Source organism: Arenimonas sp. GDDSR-1 (assembly GCF_025980345.1).
Taxonomy (GTDB): domain Bacteria; phylum Pseudomonadota; class Gammaproteobacteria; order Xanthomonadales; family Xanthomonadaceae; genus Arenimonas.
Window position 1 is genome coordinate 1 of record NZ_JAPDUI010000023.1, and the last position, 15,245, is coordinate 15,245.

Genomic DNA, 15,245 nt, shown 5'->3' on the forward strand with positions numbered 1-15,245 from the left:
GGTGGTGCCGGTGAAGTACAGGTGGTGGAAGGTGCCGAGGATGCCGCCGGCCATGAACACGATGGTGGCGAACAGCACGTTGACGGTGGCGGTCTTGCCGCGCACCAGGCCGAGCTTGACGAACAGGAAGCTCATCACCGCCACGGCGAACACCTCGAAGAAGCCTTCGACCCACAGATGCACCACCCACCAGCGCCAGTATTCCACCATGGAGAGGTGCGTGTGCTCGCCCCACATCAGGCCGGCGGCGTAGAACATGCCGATGGCCACGGTGGACAGGAACAGCAATCCGACGATGGAGGACATTTCGTCCTTGCGGCGCAGCGCCGGCCACAGCGCACGCCCCATCAGCAGCAGCCAGACCATCAGGCCGACGAACAGGAAAGCCTGCCAGAACCGGCCGATATCGACGTATTCCCAGCCCTGGTGACCGAACCAGAAATTATTGGCCAAGCCGAGTTTCTGCATGACCGCAAACCATTGGCCGGTGAAAGCGCCGATCACGATGATCAGCAGACAGGTGAACAGGAAATTGACCCCGGCGCGCTGGAATTTGGGTTCAACCCCGGAAATCGCCGGTGCGATGTACAGACCGGTGCCGAGCCAGGCCGTGGCGATCCATAAAACGGCCAACTGCGTATGCCAGCTTCGGGTCAGTGAGTACGGCAGTACTTCGGCCAGATTGAAGCCGTAAAAATTCTGGCCTTCGACCTGGAAGTGCGCAGTGAATGCACCGAGCAGGATCTGCACCAGAAACAGGGCCAGAACCACCCAGAAGTACTTCGCGGTCGCCTTCATCGAGGGCGTGATGTTCAGGCCGCGCAGCGGATCGGTTGCCGGCGGCGTCGGGGCCCCTTCCCGGCCGTGATACACCGCGTAGTGCCAGCCGAGCAGGGCGATACCGGCAATCATGAACAGCACGCTGAACACCGTCCACAGGAAGGTACTCGACGTGGCCTGGTTGCCGACGGTCGGGTCATACGGCCAGTTGTTGGTATAACTGACCTCCTGGCCGGGGCGATGGGTCACCGCTGCCCAGGAGGTCCAGAAAAAGAAAGCACCCATTTGCCGGCGGTGTTCGGCGGTATCCACCGTGCCTTCCTTCATGGCATAGGTTTCGCGCAGCGAAGCGCTAGTCGGATCGCTGCTGAATACCGATTCGTAATGGCCGGCCACGGCGGCAATGGCCTTGGCCCGCTCCTCGCTGATGGTCAGTGTTCCGGTAGCCGCATCGAAGCGGTTGCCGCGGATATCCGGCTGCAGTTCGGCCTTGAGTTTGGCCTGCTCGCCCGCGCTCAGATCAACGAAGGCCTTGTTGAATTGTGCCCGTGCCCGCAAATCCAGCCAGGCTTCGGATTCACGGTGAAGCCAGTCCGCGCTCCAGTCCGGGGCGACCAGGGCGCCATGCCCCCAGATTGATCCCAGTTGCTGTCCGCCGATGCTCTGCCAGACCTGCCGACCGGTTTCGATATCGCTGCGGGTGAAAACCGTCCGCCCGCTTTCGGTAACAACCTGTTCGGGAATGGGCGGCTGCTGCCGGTGGATTTCGCCACCCATCCAGAGCAATACACCGAAGCCGACGGTCAACAGCAACCCCAGCCCGATCCATAAACGTTTCGTGGTATCCATGACACAGTCCTTTCATTCGGGATGCGTCATGGTCGCCTTTGCATCAAGGCGGCTGCATTGATGTAGGTCAAGCCGTATTCAAATGCGCAGGACCGGCTTGGCCAATGCCTCCAGTTCATCCCGTTTGGCGAGATGGAACTCGCGCCGGTCCACTTCGATCAGGCCGTGGTCCTGCATCCTGCGAAGCACCCGGCTGACCGTCTCCGGGGCTAGGCGCAGGTAATTGGCCATATCGGTCCGGCTCATGGTCAGCAGCAGATGGCTGGCCGAAAATCCGCGTGCGGCGTATCGCCGGGAAACCGAAATCAGGAAAGCGGCCAAACGCTGTTCGGCGCTGTAATCGCCGGCCAGCAGAGCCGCCTTGTTGATGTCCTGCGACAACAGGCGGAACAGGTGCGCCTGCAGGCCCGGCATCTTGCCGGCCAGAACCGCCATTTTCGGGAAGGAAAATCGGCACAGCATGACCGTATCCAGCGCCACCACATTGCAGGGATACTTGTTCTGGTGGATGGCGTTCAGGCCGACTACTTCCCCAGGGAAAAAGAAACCCAGAACCTGCGCATCGCCATTGCTGTCGATGACCGTGGTTTTTACCGTGCCGGCGCGCACCGCGGCGATGGCCTTGAAATCATCGCCTTCGCGGAAGATCACGTCGCCTTCGTGGAAGGGGCCGATGTGCTCGACCAGCACATGCAGGTCCATCAGCGCCGATTTGTCGTAGCCTTCCGAAAGACAGGCCTGCGAAAAGGCACAGGTGCTGCAGAAACGCAGGGCATCGCCGTCATCGGCGGGTGCAGGCTGCTTGCGGAACGGGGTATAGCTCATTGCCTTCCCGCAGGGTCGTGGCTCATGGGTTTGGCGGCAGGGGGCCTGGTTGGATTATGCATGCCTCAATTATAGCCAAGTTGCGGCGGAATCCGGCTCTTTATGGTCTAATACGCACTCAAGCAGGGGTGCCGGACGGCTGAGACATACCCTTAGAACCTGATGCGGTTAGCCCCGCCGGAGGGAGCTTCGGACTCGATCATCGGGCCGCCTGCGTTCATTGCCCGAGGATTCCCGTGAACGCGCAACTCAATCCGCTGCAACAGCAGGCCCAGACCCTTTCCGAATCGGTGACCGCGCCGATTCCCGGCTCCCGCAAAATCCATGTCGACGGCTCGCGCCCGGACATCCGCGTGCCGATGCGCGAAATCGCGCTGTCGCCGACCCCGAAGCTGTTCGGCGAAGACATCAACCACCCGTTCTGCGTGTACGACACCTCCGGTCCGTACACCGATACCGCCGTGACCATCGATCTGCTCGCCGGGCTGGCGCCGGTGCGCGCGGCCTGGATCGCCGAGCGCGGTGACAGCGAAATCCTGGCCGGCCTGAGTTCCGAGTTCGGCCGTGCCCGCGAACGTGACGGCGCGCTCGACGGCGTCCGCTTCGGCAACCGGCCACCGCCGCGGCGCGCGTTGGCCGGCGGCAACGTCAGCCAGATGCATTACGCCCGCCGGGGCATCATCACGCCGGAAATGGAATACATCGCCATCCGCGAGAACCAGCGCATCGACGCCATCCGCGAAGCGCATCTGCTGCGCCAGCACCGCGGCGAGAATTTCGGCGCCAGCATTCCGCAGAAAATCACCCCGGAATTCGTGCGCAGCGAAGTGGCGCGCGGACGCGCGGTGATTCCGGCCAACATCAACCACCCGGAACTGGAGCCGATGATCATCGGCCGCAACTTCCTGACCAAGGTCAATGCCAACATCGGCAATTCGGCGGTGTCCTCCGGCATCGCCGAGGAAGTGGAAAAACTGGTCTGGTCGATCCGCTGGGGCGCGGACACGGTGATGGATCTGTCGACCGGCAAGAACATCCATGAAACCCGCGAGTGGATCCTGCGCAATTCACCGGTGCCGATCGGCACCGTGCCGATCTACCAGGCGCTGGAGAAGGTCGATGGCCGCGCCGAGGAACTGACCTGGGATATCTTCCGCGATACCCTGATCGAGCAGGCCGAGCAGGGCGTGGACTACTTCACCATCCACGCCGGCGTGCTGCTGCGCTACGTGCCGATGACCGCCAAACGCGTCACCGGCATCGTCTCGCGCGGCGGTTCGATCATGGCCAAGTGGTGTCTGGCGCACCACAAGGAAAATTTCCTGTACACGCATTTCGAAGACATCTGCGAGATCATGAAGGCCTACGACGTCAGCTTCTCGCTCGGGGACGGCCTGCGGCCGGGCTCGATTGCCGATGCCAACGACGAGGCCCAGTTCGGCGAGCTGGAGACCTTGGGTGAACTGACCCAGATCGCCTGGAAGCACGACGTACAGACCATCATCGAAGGCCCCGGCCATGTGCCCATGCACCTGATCAAGGAAAACATGGACAAGCAGCTGCGCGAGTGCGGCGAAGCGCCGTTCTATACGCTCGGCCCGCTGACCACCGACATCGCCCCGGGCTACGACCACATCACCAGCGCCATCGGCGCGGCCATGATCGGCTGGTACGGCACCGCCATGCTCTGTTACGTGACCCCGAAGGAGCATCTCGGACTGCCCAACAAGCAGGACGTGCGTGAAGGCCTGATGGCCTACAAGATCGCCGCGCATGCCGCCGATCTGGCCAAAGGCCATCCGGGCGCGCAGGCGCGTGACAACGCGCTGAGCAAAGCCCGTTTCGAATTCCGCTGGGAGGACCAGTTCAACCTCGGTCTGGATCCGGAGCGCGCGCGCGAATACCATGATGAGACCATGCCCAAGCAGGCACATAAAGTCGCGCACTTCTGCTCGATGTGTGGCCCGCACTTCTGTTCGATGAAAATCAGCCAGGATGTGCGCGAGTTCGCCGACCAACAGGATGTGGCGAAGGGCATGGCCGAGAAATCGCAGGAATTCCTGGCGCAGGGTGCCGAGGTCTATCGTCCGGAGTGATATCCTAGACAGGCGCCGTTCGGCGCCCGATTCCGGAACCGTCCGTCCATGAAACTCGATTATCCGTTCATCCAGCTGCCGCTGACTTTCGATGCCGACCGCCTGTTGAAAGAGGTCTCCGCCATCGATGCCTCGGCCTGGCAGCCGCACCCGCAGGGCTATGCCGGCAATTTCGCGATGACCCTGATCACGCCGAACGGCATCAACAACAACGACGAAATGTCGGGCCCGATGATGCCGACGGACTACCTGAAAAGCTGTCCGTACCTGATGGAAGTGCTGCGCTGCATCGGCGGCGTCTGGGGCCGTTCGCGCCTGATGAAATTATCCGGACAGGCCGAGGTCACGCCCCATATCGATACCAATTACTACTGGCGCGAGCGCATGCGCGTGCATGTGCCCATCGTCACCCAGCCCAGCGTGCGCTTCTACTGCGGCGAGCAGGACATGCACATGCCGGCCGGGGAATGCTGGATCTTCGACACCTGGAGCATGCACAACGTCGTCAACGATGCCAGCGAAGAACGCATCCATCTGGTCGCCGACACCGTCGGCGGCGAGGAATTCTGGCAGTGGTTCCGCGCCGGCCGCCCGCTCGGCATGGATATTCCCGGCTGGAGCCCGCAGCACATTCCGGTGTTCCACCGCGAGCCGCCGCCGCTCCGGCTGGAGACGCAGAATCTTCCCGAGGTGATGACGCCCTGGGAAATGCGCGAACACTTCAGTTTCCTGTTCAATGAGGCAGCCCCCCATCCGGACCTGCAAGCACTTTCTGCAATCACCTACGATTTGACGCTGGCTTGGCAGGCGCTGTGGACGGAATGCGGCAGCAATCCTGCTGCCTACCCGCGATACGCGAGACTCCGAGACGACTTCATACAGACTTTGGGCCGTTTCGAGTACCTGCAATTGAGAAGCGGTTATCCGCTGACAAGAGGAATTATCCAAGGACTGATGCTGCACTGCCTGAAGGATGCCAAACGCACGTTCAAGGAGCACCGCGATACCGGCCGGGAATCGCCGGCATCACGGCCCGAGGCCGGCGGACGCATCGAGCGTCCGGTCATTCTGGTCAGCGCCCCCCGTTCGGGTTCGACCATGTTCTTCGAGGCGCTGGAGAAAAGTCCGGATCTGTGCAGCATCGGCGGCGAGAGCCACGGCCTGATGGAGAGCATCAGTATGCTGCATCCGGGCTCGCGCAACTTCGATTCCAATGTGCTGGCCGCCAAGCATTGTTCGCAGGACATCGCGCGCGAACTGCGGTTCCGTTTCTGGGAGAGCGCTTTCAGGCCGGACGGTACCAAGCCCGGAAATGGAGCGCCGATGCGGCTGCTGGAAAAGACTCCGAAGAACGCGCTGCGCATTCCGTTCATGAAGCAGTTGTTTCCCGATGCGCTGTTCGTCTATCTCTACCGGGATCCGAAGCAGGTGCTCGCCAGCATGATCGATGCCTGGCAATCCGGAAAATTCCGCACTTATCCGGACCTTCCCGGCTGGCCGGGCCTACCATGGTCGCTTCTGCTGACGCCGGGCTGGCGCGACATCGCAGGGCAGCCCCTGCATCACATCGTGGCGCATCAGTGGGCGACGGCAACCCGGATCATGCTCGACGATCTGGAAGCGCTGGATCCGCAGTGCGTGGTGAAGGTTCGTTATGAAGATCTGCTGGCCGGACCAAAGGCCGAGCTCGACCGGGTCTGCGCCTTCTGCGGAATCGCACAGGTTCCGCACTTCGATGACCTGCCGCTGTCCAAACATACCCTGACGCTGCCGGATCCTGAAAAATGGAAGCGCCATGAAGCCCTGATCAACGAAATATGGCCGATTGTCGCCGGGCAGGCGGCGCGCGCCGAGCGTTTTATCGCAACCGATTCCTGATCCGGACTCCGTCCGGAAGGGCGGCCTGCAGCGAAACCCGTTTCCGGCCGCCGTCCAGCAATTGCGACCCGATTTCGGCAAAGCCGAATTTGTCATGGAAGCGCCGTGAAGGTTCGTTCGGGGGTTCGATATTGTATTCACAGCAGATGACCGGCACGCCCTGTGTTCGTGCCCGTTCGAAGAGCGCTTCGTAGAGGCGGGTGCCGAGTTTCAGCCCGGCATGCTCCGGAGCGATGACGATCCGGTCGATGTACAGAAACACCGGATAGCGTGCCGCGAAGAACGCGTAATTGGGATTGGCGTAACCGGCGCGTTCGCGCATGGCCAGCAGGAAGCCGGCCACGGAGCCATCGACGGTAAGCAGCCAGTTGCAACTCGCCATCGCCTGCAATTCCTGAAGCCGAACAGCATCCATGGCGCTGGTGTGTTGAACGGCTACATCATTCAGCGCCAGAAGCGTGGACGCATCATCTGCATCGGCATCGCGGATGCGGATGTCCGGCATCAGGGCAGCGGCAACAGGGCGATCGGCGCCCGTCCGCTGGCGGCGCTGATCAGGCCGAGCACGCGGGCCGGTTCGCTGCCCAGCCAGTCCCAGTGGAAACGCCAGGTCCAGTTGTGCGCGCCGATGGTGCCGGGCACGTTCATGCGGTGCGCGCCGTCCAGGCCGAGCACATCTTGCAGCGGAAACACCGCAATGTTCGCCACCGAATTGCAACAGGCACGGATCATCGCCCAGTGCGCATTGTCGGCATCGGTGGCCAGATAGCTGCCGGCATAGACGCGTTCGCGTTCGCTGGCCGAATCCCACCAGCCGCGCACGGTGTCGTTGTCGTGGGTGCCGGTATAGGCCACGAAATTCCGGCCCCAGTTGTGCGGCAGGAAGTCGTCGGTGCCGTCGGTGCCGAATCCGAACTGCAGGATTTTCATGCCGGGAAAGGCGAAGCCGTCGCGCAGGGCAATCACGTCTTCGGTGATCAGGCCGAGATCTTCGGCGATGATCGGAAGCCGGCCGAGCGTACGCTCGATGGCCTCGAACAGGGCCTTGCCCGGGCCGGGAATCCAGCGGCCCTCTTCGGCGGTCGGACAGCTCGCGGGAATTTCGTAATAGCCGGCGAAACCGCGGAAGTGATCGATGCGGAACACATCGGCCTGGTTCAGGGCCCGTTTCAGGCGCGCGCTCCACCAGGCATAATCCTCTTCCGCCATTTTATCCCAGCGGTACAGCGGATTGCCCCAGCGTTGTCCGGTCGGTGCCATCGCGTCCGGCGGACAGCCGGCGACCACGGTCGGCTGGAAATGCTGATCCAGGGTGTACAGGTCCGGACGCGACCAGCAGTCGGCACTGTGATGCGCGATGAAGATCGGCAGATCGCCCATGATAGCGATGCCCTTGCCGTTGGCGTACTGTTTGAGCGCGGCCAGTTGGGTGTCGAAGCACCATTGCACGAACGACCAGAATGCGATTTCATCGCGCAGACGCGTGCGTGCTTCGGCCAGGGCGGCGGTTTCGCGGCGGCACAGGGCCTCCGGCCATTGCCACCAGGCCTTGCCGGCATTTTCGGTTTCCAGGGCCATGAACAGCGCGTAATCATCCAGCCAGGCGGCTTCGCGGATACGCCACGCAGAAAACGCGGCCTGCTCGCCGGCATTGTTCTTGCCTGTGAATCCGGAAAATGCCGCGCGCAGCTGGGTCAGCCGCCAGGGCACCACCTGGGCGAAATCGACGCGCAGCGCATTGAATCCGCTTTCCGGCATCGCCGGTTTGTCCAGCCAGCCGGCCATCAGCAGCGGCTCCAGCGCCACCATCAGCGGCGATCCGGCGAATGCCGACACGCTCTGGTACGGCGAATCGCCCGGACCGATCGGCGTGGTCGGCAACCACTGCCAGATTTTCTGTCCGGCGCTGGCCAGCCAGTCCACGAACCGGAATGCATCCGGTCCGAAATCGCCGATGCCGTTCGGACCGGGCAGCGAGGTGACATGCAGCAGCACACCGGCTTGGCGTTGTTGCAGATCGATCATGGATGAAGCTCCTGTGCAGTTTGGGCGCGCGCGAGAATCAACAGGGAGTGCGCGGGGACGGTGACATGATAAATCGGTTCGTGCGAGGCCGGCGCTTCCGGCGCGGTGGTATCGAGCACGATCCGCCACGGACCGTGCGCGAGGCGGACCTCACGGTCGGCGTTCTGCGGATTGAACACCACGCAGGAATCCGGCACCGCCTGCGCGCCGTCCTGCACCTGGCAGGCGAAAACGCTGTCGCTGCGGTCGTGCCAGTCGGCGATGGCCATGCGTTCGCCGGCCGCGGTGTACCAGTGCAGTTGCGGCGTACAGCTGGTATCGCCCTCGTCGGCGAACCAGCGCGGATGCCGCAGCAGCGGATTGATGCGGCGCAGCGCCGCCAGCTTGGCGACCAGCAGGGCCGTGCCCGGGTCGCGGTCGCCGGCCGACCAGTCCAGCCAGCCGGTGGGATTGTCCTGGCAGTAGGCATTGTTGTTGCCGTGCTGCGAGTTGCCGAATTCATCACCGGCGCAAAGCATCGGCGTGCCCTGTGCCACCATCACCGTGGCCAGCAGGGCGCGCCGGACGCGGATGCGGGTATCGCGGATGGCGGCATCGCTGCTGTCGCCTTCGGCGCCGAAGTTGGCGCTGATTTCGTGTGCGTGGCCGTCGCGGTTGTCTTCGCCATTGGCATGGTTGTGTTTCTGCGTGAAACTCACGGCATCCTGCAGGGTGAAGCCGTCATGGGCGGCCACGAAGTTGACGCTGGCCACCGGCTGCCGGCCGCCGTGGTGGAACACATCGCTCGAGCCGGTGACGCGGCGCGCGAATTCGCCGCGGCTGACGCCGGTGCCGAGCCAGTAACCGCGCACGGCATCACGGAAGCGGTCGTTCCATTCCAGGAATTTCCCGGGAAAGCGGCCAAGCTGGTAACCTCCGGGGCCGGTATCCCAGGGTTCGGCGATCCAATGCACATCGGCCAATACCGGATCCTGGCGCAATGCCGTGAAAAACGGCGCCGAGGCATCGAAGCCCTGGCGCGTGCGCCCGAGTACCGGCGCCAGATCGAAGCGGAAGCCGTCGACGCCCATCACTTCGACCCAGTAACGCAGCACATCCATGACGAACTGCGCCACGCGCGGATGCACCACGCGCAGGGTATTGCCGCAACCGCTGTGGTTTTCATAGCGGCTGCGGTCATCCGGCGCGAGCATGTACCAGCTGGCGTTGTCCAGGCCGCGGAAGCACAGGGTCGGACCATCGGCACCGCCCTCGGCGGTGTGGTTGAACACCACATCGATCACCACCTCCAGGCCGTGTGCATGCAGGGCCTGCACCGTCTGCCGGAACTCCTCGCGTTGCGCTTCCGGCGTCTTGGCGGCGCACAGGCGCGGATCGGGGCAGAAGAAACCGATGGGATTGTATCCCCAGTAATTCACCAGGCCTTTTTCGGCGAGATGCCGTTCGCTGAGGGCGTACTGCACCGGCAGCAGCGACAGGGTGGTGACGCCCAACCTCTTGAAGTGTGCAATCGCTGCCGGATGCGCGAGCGCCGCAAACGTGCCGCGCAGGTGATCCGGGAGGCCCGGCAGCTGCATGCTGAAGCCTTTGACATGCAGTTCGTACAGCACCACATCGGCGGCGGCATGGCGCGGCCGGTTGACGCCGCCCGGTGCCGGTCCCGGATCGGCCAGCACGCGGCTTTTCAGGGCGGTGGTACCGTTGTCGCAGGCATCGGGAAGGCGGTCGCCTTCGGGGTGGTCGCGCAGGCAGCCGTGATGCTCATCCTGCCAGTCGAAACGGCCCTCGATCGCGCGCGTGTACGGATCGAGCAGCAGTTTGTTGGCATTGAAGCGCCGTCCGCGTTCCGGCCGGTATTCGCCCTGTGCGCGGTAGCCGTAATGCAGACCCGACGTGGCGCCCTCGAGAAAGCCATGGAAGATGCCGTCGTCCGGGCCGTGCATCCGGTAGCGTTTGCGTTCGGTGACGCCATCATCGGCATACAGGCAGAGCTCGATGGCTTCGGCGCGCTGGGAAAAGACCGCAAAGTTGATCCCGCCGCTTACGGCATGCGCCCCCAGCGGCGACGCACGACCGGGCGCGAGGCGCTCGGGCAGGACGCTCATGGGACGGGCACCAGGAACACGGTGGACAGCGGCGGCAAGGTCACGGCCAATGAGCGGACATGGCCGTCGGCGGCAACGTCCTGGCATTGCAGCACGGCGCCGGTATTGCCGACGTCACTGCCGCCGTAGTGGTGCGAATCGGTATTCAGCGCTTCCTGCCAGCGCGGTGGCAGCGCCTCCGGCAGGCCGACGCGGTAGGCCGGGCGCGGTACCGGGGTCATGTTGCACAGCACCATGACGGCATTGCCGTTTCCGTCATGGCGCAGCCAGGACAGCACCGAGTTGTCGGCATCGCCGCCATTGAGCCATTGGAAACCTTCCGCTTCGCAGTCTTTCGCGTGCAGCGCAGGCCTATCGCGGTAGAGCGCATTGAGGTCGCGGATCAGGCGCTGGATGCCGGCGTGTTGTGCATTTTCAAGCAACGCCCAAGGCAGTTCCCGATCGTGATGCCATTCGTCCGGCTGCGCGAATTCCTGGCCCATGAACAGCAGTTTTTTCCCGGGATGGCCCCACATGAAGCCGTAGTAAGCGCGCAGGTTGGCGAAGCGCTGCCAGTCATCGCCGGGCATCTTGGCCAGCAGCGAGCCTTTGCCATGCACCACTTCGTCGTGCGAAAGCGGCAGCATGAAATTCTCGCTGAAGGCATACACCAGACTGAAGGTGATTTTGTCGTGGTGCCAGCGCCGGTGTACCGGATCCTCATGCATGTACTGCAGGGAATCGTTCATCCAGCCCATGTTCCATTTGAAATGGAAACCCAGGCCGCCGGCGTGTACCGCCGTGGTCACGCCGGGGAAGGCGGTCGATTCTTCGGCCACGGTAATGGCGCCGGGGCTGCCGCCGATTTCGGTATTGATGCGTTGGAACAGCGCTATCGCTTCCAGATTCTCGCGCCCGCCGAAGGCATTCGGCAGCCATTCGCCGGGCTTGCGTGAATAATCCCGGTACAGCATGGAAGCGACGGCGTCGACGCGCAGGCCATCGACGCCCCAACGCTCGATCCAGTAACGGGCACTGCTGCTCAGGAAGTTGCGGACTTCGTTGCGGCCGAAATTGTAGATGGCGGTGTTCCAGTCGTGGTGCCAGCCTTCGCGCGGATCGGCGTATTCGTAAAGCGCCGAGCCGTCAAAGCGCGCCAGGCCATGGGCGTCTATCGGAAAGTGCGCCGGCACCCAGTCCAGCAGCAGGCCGAGACCGTGGGCATGGCAGGCATCGATGAAGCGGCGCAACCCCTCGGGCGGCCCGAAACGCGCGCTCGGCGCGAACAGGCCGAGGGTCTGGTAGCCCCATGAACCGTCGAACGGATGTTCGCTGATCGGCATGAGCTGTATGTGGGTAAAGCCCAGCGATGCGGCATAGGCCGGCAGCGTTTCGGCCAGCGCATCCCAATGGGCGAATCCGCCGTCCGCGCCTTTGCGCCAGGATCCGGCATGCACTTCCCGGTTCGCGGCGATGCGTGCCTGCGGCAGCGGTGTCGGTGCCGGCAGGCCCGCGACGCGGCTGGCGGTGCCGGGGCGCAGTTCGGCGGCGCGCGCATACGGATCGGCTTTGGCCGGCAACAGGATGCCGTCGGCGTCGGTGATTTCAAATTTATACAGGTCGCCGAGGGTGGCGTGCGGGATAAAGATTTCCCAGACCCCCGCGGCATGCCGCAGGCGCATCGGGTGCCGACGGCCGTCCCAGACATTGAAGCTGCCGATGGTGCTGACCCTGCGTGCATTCGGCGCCCAGACCGCGAAACGCACGCCGTCGATGCCGTCCACACGCTGCGTGTGCGCACCCAGCACGGCATAAGGTGCCGGATGATTGCCATCACGCAGCTGCTCCAGATCGCGGTCATCGAGCTGCGGTCCGAATGCATAGGCATCGGCCAATTCGGTTTCACCGTGCGGCCAGCGGATACGCAGACGGTAGGCGAAGGATTTGCGCCGGCGCGGAATGGCGCCTTCGAAAAGACCGGCGGCATCACGGATGGGCAAGCTGCAGAGCGCCTTGCCGCTGGCGGCATCGATCACCGTGACCTGTTGCGCGCCGGGCAGCAGCGCCCGCAGCCAAAGCCGGCCATCGGCGCCGGCATGCAGACCGAGCACGGCGAACGGATCGGCATGGCGCGCCGCAAGCAGATCGGCGGCGTCGCGCGCCTCAAGCATGCCGCGTGCCGGAGTCCAGACTGTCGGCCGACCAGACCCGTGCGACGTACTCACGGATGGTGCGGTCGGCGGAGAAACCGCCCATGCCGGCGATATTGCGGGCCACCGCCGCTTGCCAGCGCGCCGGTTGCGCATACAGCGCATCCACGCGCTGCTGCGCCGCCACGTAGTCGGCGAAGTCGGCAAGCAGGAAGTAGCGGTCGCGTCCGACCAGATCATCGATCAGCGCCTTGTAGCGGTTCGGTTCGCCGGGACTGAAAGTGCCGCGGCCGATGGCGTCGAGTACCGCATGCAGGGCCGGATTCTGTTGCGCGATCCACAGCGGCAGATAGCCCAGATCACGCAGTTTCTCGATGCCGTCGGCGCGGTGGCCGAACACGAACACATCCGCTTCGCCGATGGCTTCGGCCATTTCGATGGTGGCGCCGTCCCAAGTGCCGATGGTCAGCGCACCGTTCAGCGCGAACTTCATATTCCCGGTGCCTGAGGCTTCAGTGCCGGCAGTGGAAATCTGTTCCGAGAGGTCGGCAGCCGGGATGATGGATTCGGCCAGACTGACGCCGTAATTGGGCAGGAACACCAGCTTCAGCCGACCCTGCAGGCGCTCATCGGCGTTGATGACATGGCCGATGTCATGCGCCAGACGGATGATCTGCTTGGCGGTATGATAGGCCGAAGCGGCCTTGCCGGCGATGATGACGGTGCGCGCCTGCCAGCCGTTGCCGTCCGGGCCGGCTGGATCGGCCAGCATGGCCTGATAACGCGCCACCACATGCAGCAGATTGAGCAGTTGGCGTTTGTACTCATGGATGCGTTTGATCTGCACGTCGAACAGGGAATGGCTGTCGACGCGGATGCCGGTTTCGCGCAGGATACGTTCGGCCAGGCGCGCTTTGTTGGCGAATTTGATCAGGCCCAGGCTCTGTCCGAGTACCGGATCGTCGGCCTGTACACGCAGTGCGCTCAGGCCGTCCAGGTCGCGGCGCCAGCCGGTGCCGATGCGGGCATCGAGCAGGCCGGACAGTCCCGGATTGGCCTGCTGCAGCCAGCGTCGTGGCGTAACGCCATTGGTGACGTTGTGGAAGCGTTCCGGATAAAGCAGGGCATAATCGGCAAAGATGGTTTCGACCATCAGCTGTGAATGCAGGGCCGCCACGCCGTTCACCCGGTGCGAGGCGACCACCGCCAGCGATGCCATGCGCACATGGCGTTCCCCGCTCTCGTCGATCAATGAAACGCGCTTGGCCAATTCCTCGTCGTCGGGAAAGCGCGCACGCACTTCAGCCAGAAACCGGAAGTTGATGTCGTAGATGATTTCCAGATGGCGCGGCAGCAGCGATTCCATCAGGGCCACCGGCCAGGTTTCCAGGGCTTCCGGCATCAGGGTGTGGTTGGTGTATGACACCGCTTCACGGGTGATGCGCCAGGCATCATCCCATGACATGCCGTGTTCATCGACCAGCAGACGCATCAGCTCGGCCGGCGCCAACGCCGGATGGGTGTCATTCAGATGGATGGCATTGCGGCGCCCGAGGCATTCGAGCGTGCCGAATTCGGCCAGATGGCGCTGCAGCATGTCCTGCAGCGAGGCGCTGACCAGAAATGCTTCTTGGCGCAGACGCAGTTCGCGCCCGGCCGCATGGCTGTCATCGGGATACAGCACCCAGTTCAGGGCATCGGCCTGCCATTCGGGTTTGGCAGCGGTGGCATAATCGCCGCGGACAACGGCCTGGAAATCGATCGCCTGTTCCGGCAGGGCCTGCCACTGGCGTAGGGTGGAGACCCGCCTGCCGTGATGCGCTGGCACGATGAAATCAAATGCACGGGCACGCACGCGTTCGGCGGGGACCCAATGACGGCCGCTGCCGCGGTCGGTTTCCAGACGGCCGCCGGCGCGGGTGGATTCGATCCGCCCGCCGAAGCCGACGGTGTATTCGATGCTGCTGCGTTCCCGCAGCCAGTCATCGGCGGTTTCCACCTGCACACCATCGGGCGCGGTCTGTTTGAACATACCGAAGCGGTAACGCAGTCCATAGCCGAAGGAGGGCAGCTCCAGCTCGGCAAAGGCATCCAGAAAGCAGGCGGCCAGACGACCGAGACCACCGTTGCCGAGCGCGGCATCGGACTCGCTTTCCAGCGCGGTGCTCAAATCAATGCCGTGTGCGGCCATCCGTTCCCGCAGGGCCGGCTCCAGCCCGAGCGCTGCCAGGGCATTGCCCATGGCGCGGCCCATCAGAAACTCCATGGAAAGGTAATGCACCCGCCGGCACGGAGCCCGTTCGCCACGAATGGCATCGGCCTGCTGGGTTTCCGCCCAGCGCGTGGCCAGCTCGTCGCGGCAGGCTTCGGCGGCCAGCCGCAGTGCGGCGCGCGTGTCCAGAACGCCGGCCTGTTGGGCGGCAAGGTGGTTGAACCGGGTCACCACTGCATTTTTCAGGGTGTCACGGGAGGCGGAATCCAGAGGGGATGCGGTGTCAGTCATGGGTTGGCAGGCGGGCTTTTCATTATTGTGGGAATAACGCCACGCCGGCGTCATT

Annotated in this window: 9 protein-coding genes and 1 riboswitch; of the genes, 2 read left to right on the forward strand and 7 right to left on the reverse strand. The window is 63.7% G+C overall.

Translation table 11 applies throughout. From position 1 onward, the window contains the following. Positions 1–1,629, reverse strand: a 1,629-nt coding sequence (locus tag Q0W88_RS05525; protein ID WP_297800916.1) for a cbb3-type cytochrome c oxidase subunit I, incomplete at its 3' end; no start/stop codon positions are given. A gap of 78 nt (positions 1,630–1,707) precedes the next feature. After that, positions 1,708–2,454 (reverse strand): helix-turn-helix domain-containing protein, encoded by a 747-nt coding sequence (locus Q0W88_RS05530; protein ID WP_297800918.1) that lies wholly within the window; start codon positions 2,452–2,454, stop codon positions 1,708–1,710. Positions 2,455–2,568: 114 nt separating this feature from the next. Next, positions 2,569–2,657, forward strand: a riboswitch (TPP riboswitch). 33 nt (positions 2,658–2,690) lie between these two features. Between Q0W88_RS05530 and thiC the strand changes: the two genes are divergently transcribed. Further along, positions 2,691–4,550 carry a phosphomethylpyrimidine synthase ThiC gene (gene thiC, locus Q0W88_RS05535; RefSeq protein ID WP_297800920.1) on the forward strand — a complete coding sequence of 620 codons (1,860 nt, stop codon included), beginning with the start codon at positions 2,691–2,693 and terminating at the stop codon, positions 4,548–4,550. A 48-nt stretch (positions 4,551–4,598) separates the two neighbouring features. Then, positions 4,599–6,428 (forward strand): sulfotransferase, encoded by a 1,830-nt coding sequence (locus Q0W88_RS05540; RefSeq protein ID WP_297800922.1) that lies wholly within the window; start codon positions 4,599–4,601, stop codon positions 6,426–6,428. Here Q0W88_RS05540 and Q0W88_RS05545 read toward each other — a convergent pair. The 5 genes from Q0W88_RS05545 to Q0W88_RS05565 are packed head-to-tail and all read right to left on the reverse strand — an operon-like array spanning position 6,409 to position 15,190. Further along, complete coding sequence (locus tag Q0W88_RS05545) at positions 6,409–6,933, reverse strand: GNAT family N-acetyltransferase (RefSeq protein ID WP_297800924.1); 525 nt, start codon at positions 6,931–6,933, stop codon at positions 6,409–6,411. The genes Q0W88_RS05540 and Q0W88_RS05545 overlap by 20 nt on opposite strands. After that, positions 6,933–8,453: a 4-alpha-glucanotransferase gene (gene malQ, locus Q0W88_RS05550; protein ID WP_297800926.1), complete on the reverse strand. Its 1,521-nt coding sequence runs from the start codon at positions 8,451–8,453 to the stop codon at positions 6,933–6,935. Before malQ ends, Q0W88_RS05545 begins: the two co-directional genes overlap by 1 nt. After that, the gene (gene glgX, locus Q0W88_RS05555) at positions 8,450–10,558 is read right to left on the reverse strand and encodes a glycogen debranching protein GlgX (protein WP_297800928.1); all 2,109 of its coding nucleotides are present in this window, start codon (positions 10,556–10,558) and stop codon (positions 8,450–8,452) included. The genes malQ and glgX overlap by 4 nt, the downstream gene beginning before the upstream one ends. After that, on the reverse strand, positions 10,555–12,708 hold the full coding sequence (gene glgB, locus Q0W88_RS05560; RefSeq protein ID WP_297800930.1) for a 1,4-alpha-glucan branching protein GlgB: 2,154 nt from the start codon (positions 12,706–12,708) through the stop codon (positions 10,555–10,557). Before glgB ends, glgX begins: the two co-directional genes overlap by 4 nt. After that, entirely contained in the window at positions 12,701–15,190 is a 2,490-nt protein-coding gene (locus Q0W88_RS05565; RefSeq protein ID WP_297800932.1) for a glycogen/starch/alpha-glucan phosphorylase, read from the reverse strand. The genes glgB and Q0W88_RS05565 overlap by 8 nt, the downstream gene beginning before the upstream one ends. Positions 15,191–15,245 lie beyond the last annotated feature (55 nt).

What these genes read in the sequence shown, in the direction of transcription:
- Q0W88_RS05530 (WP_297800918.1), bottom strand. Translation starts at nt 2,454, where the DNA reads ATGAGCTATACCCCGTTCCGCAAGCAGCCTGCACCCGCCGATGACGGC.
- Q0W88_RS05540 (WP_297800922.1), top strand. Translation starts at nt 4,599, where the DNA reads ATGAAACTCGATTATCCGTTCATCCAGCTGCCGCTGACTTTCGATGCC.
- Q0W88_RS05545 (WP_297800924.1), bottom strand. Translation starts at nt 6,933, where the DNA reads ATGCCGGACATCCGCATCCGCGATGCCGATGCAGATGATGCGTCCACG.
- malQ (WP_297800926.1), bottom strand. Translation starts at nt 8,453, where the DNA reads ATGATCGATCTGCAACAACGCCAAGCCGGTGTGCTGCTGCATGTCACC.
- glgX (WP_297800928.1), bottom strand. Translation starts at nt 10,558, where the DNA reads ATGAGCGTCCTGCCCGAGCGCCTCGCGCCCGGTCGTGCGTCGCCGCTG.
- glgB (WP_297800930.1), bottom strand. Translation starts at nt 12,708, where the DNA reads ATGCTTGAGGCGCGCGACGCCGCCGATCTGCTTGCGGCGCGCCATGCC.
- Q0W88_RS05565 (WP_297800932.1), bottom strand. Translation starts at nt 15,190, where the DNA reads ATGACTGACACCGCATCCCCTCTGGATTCCGCCTCCCGTGACACCCTG.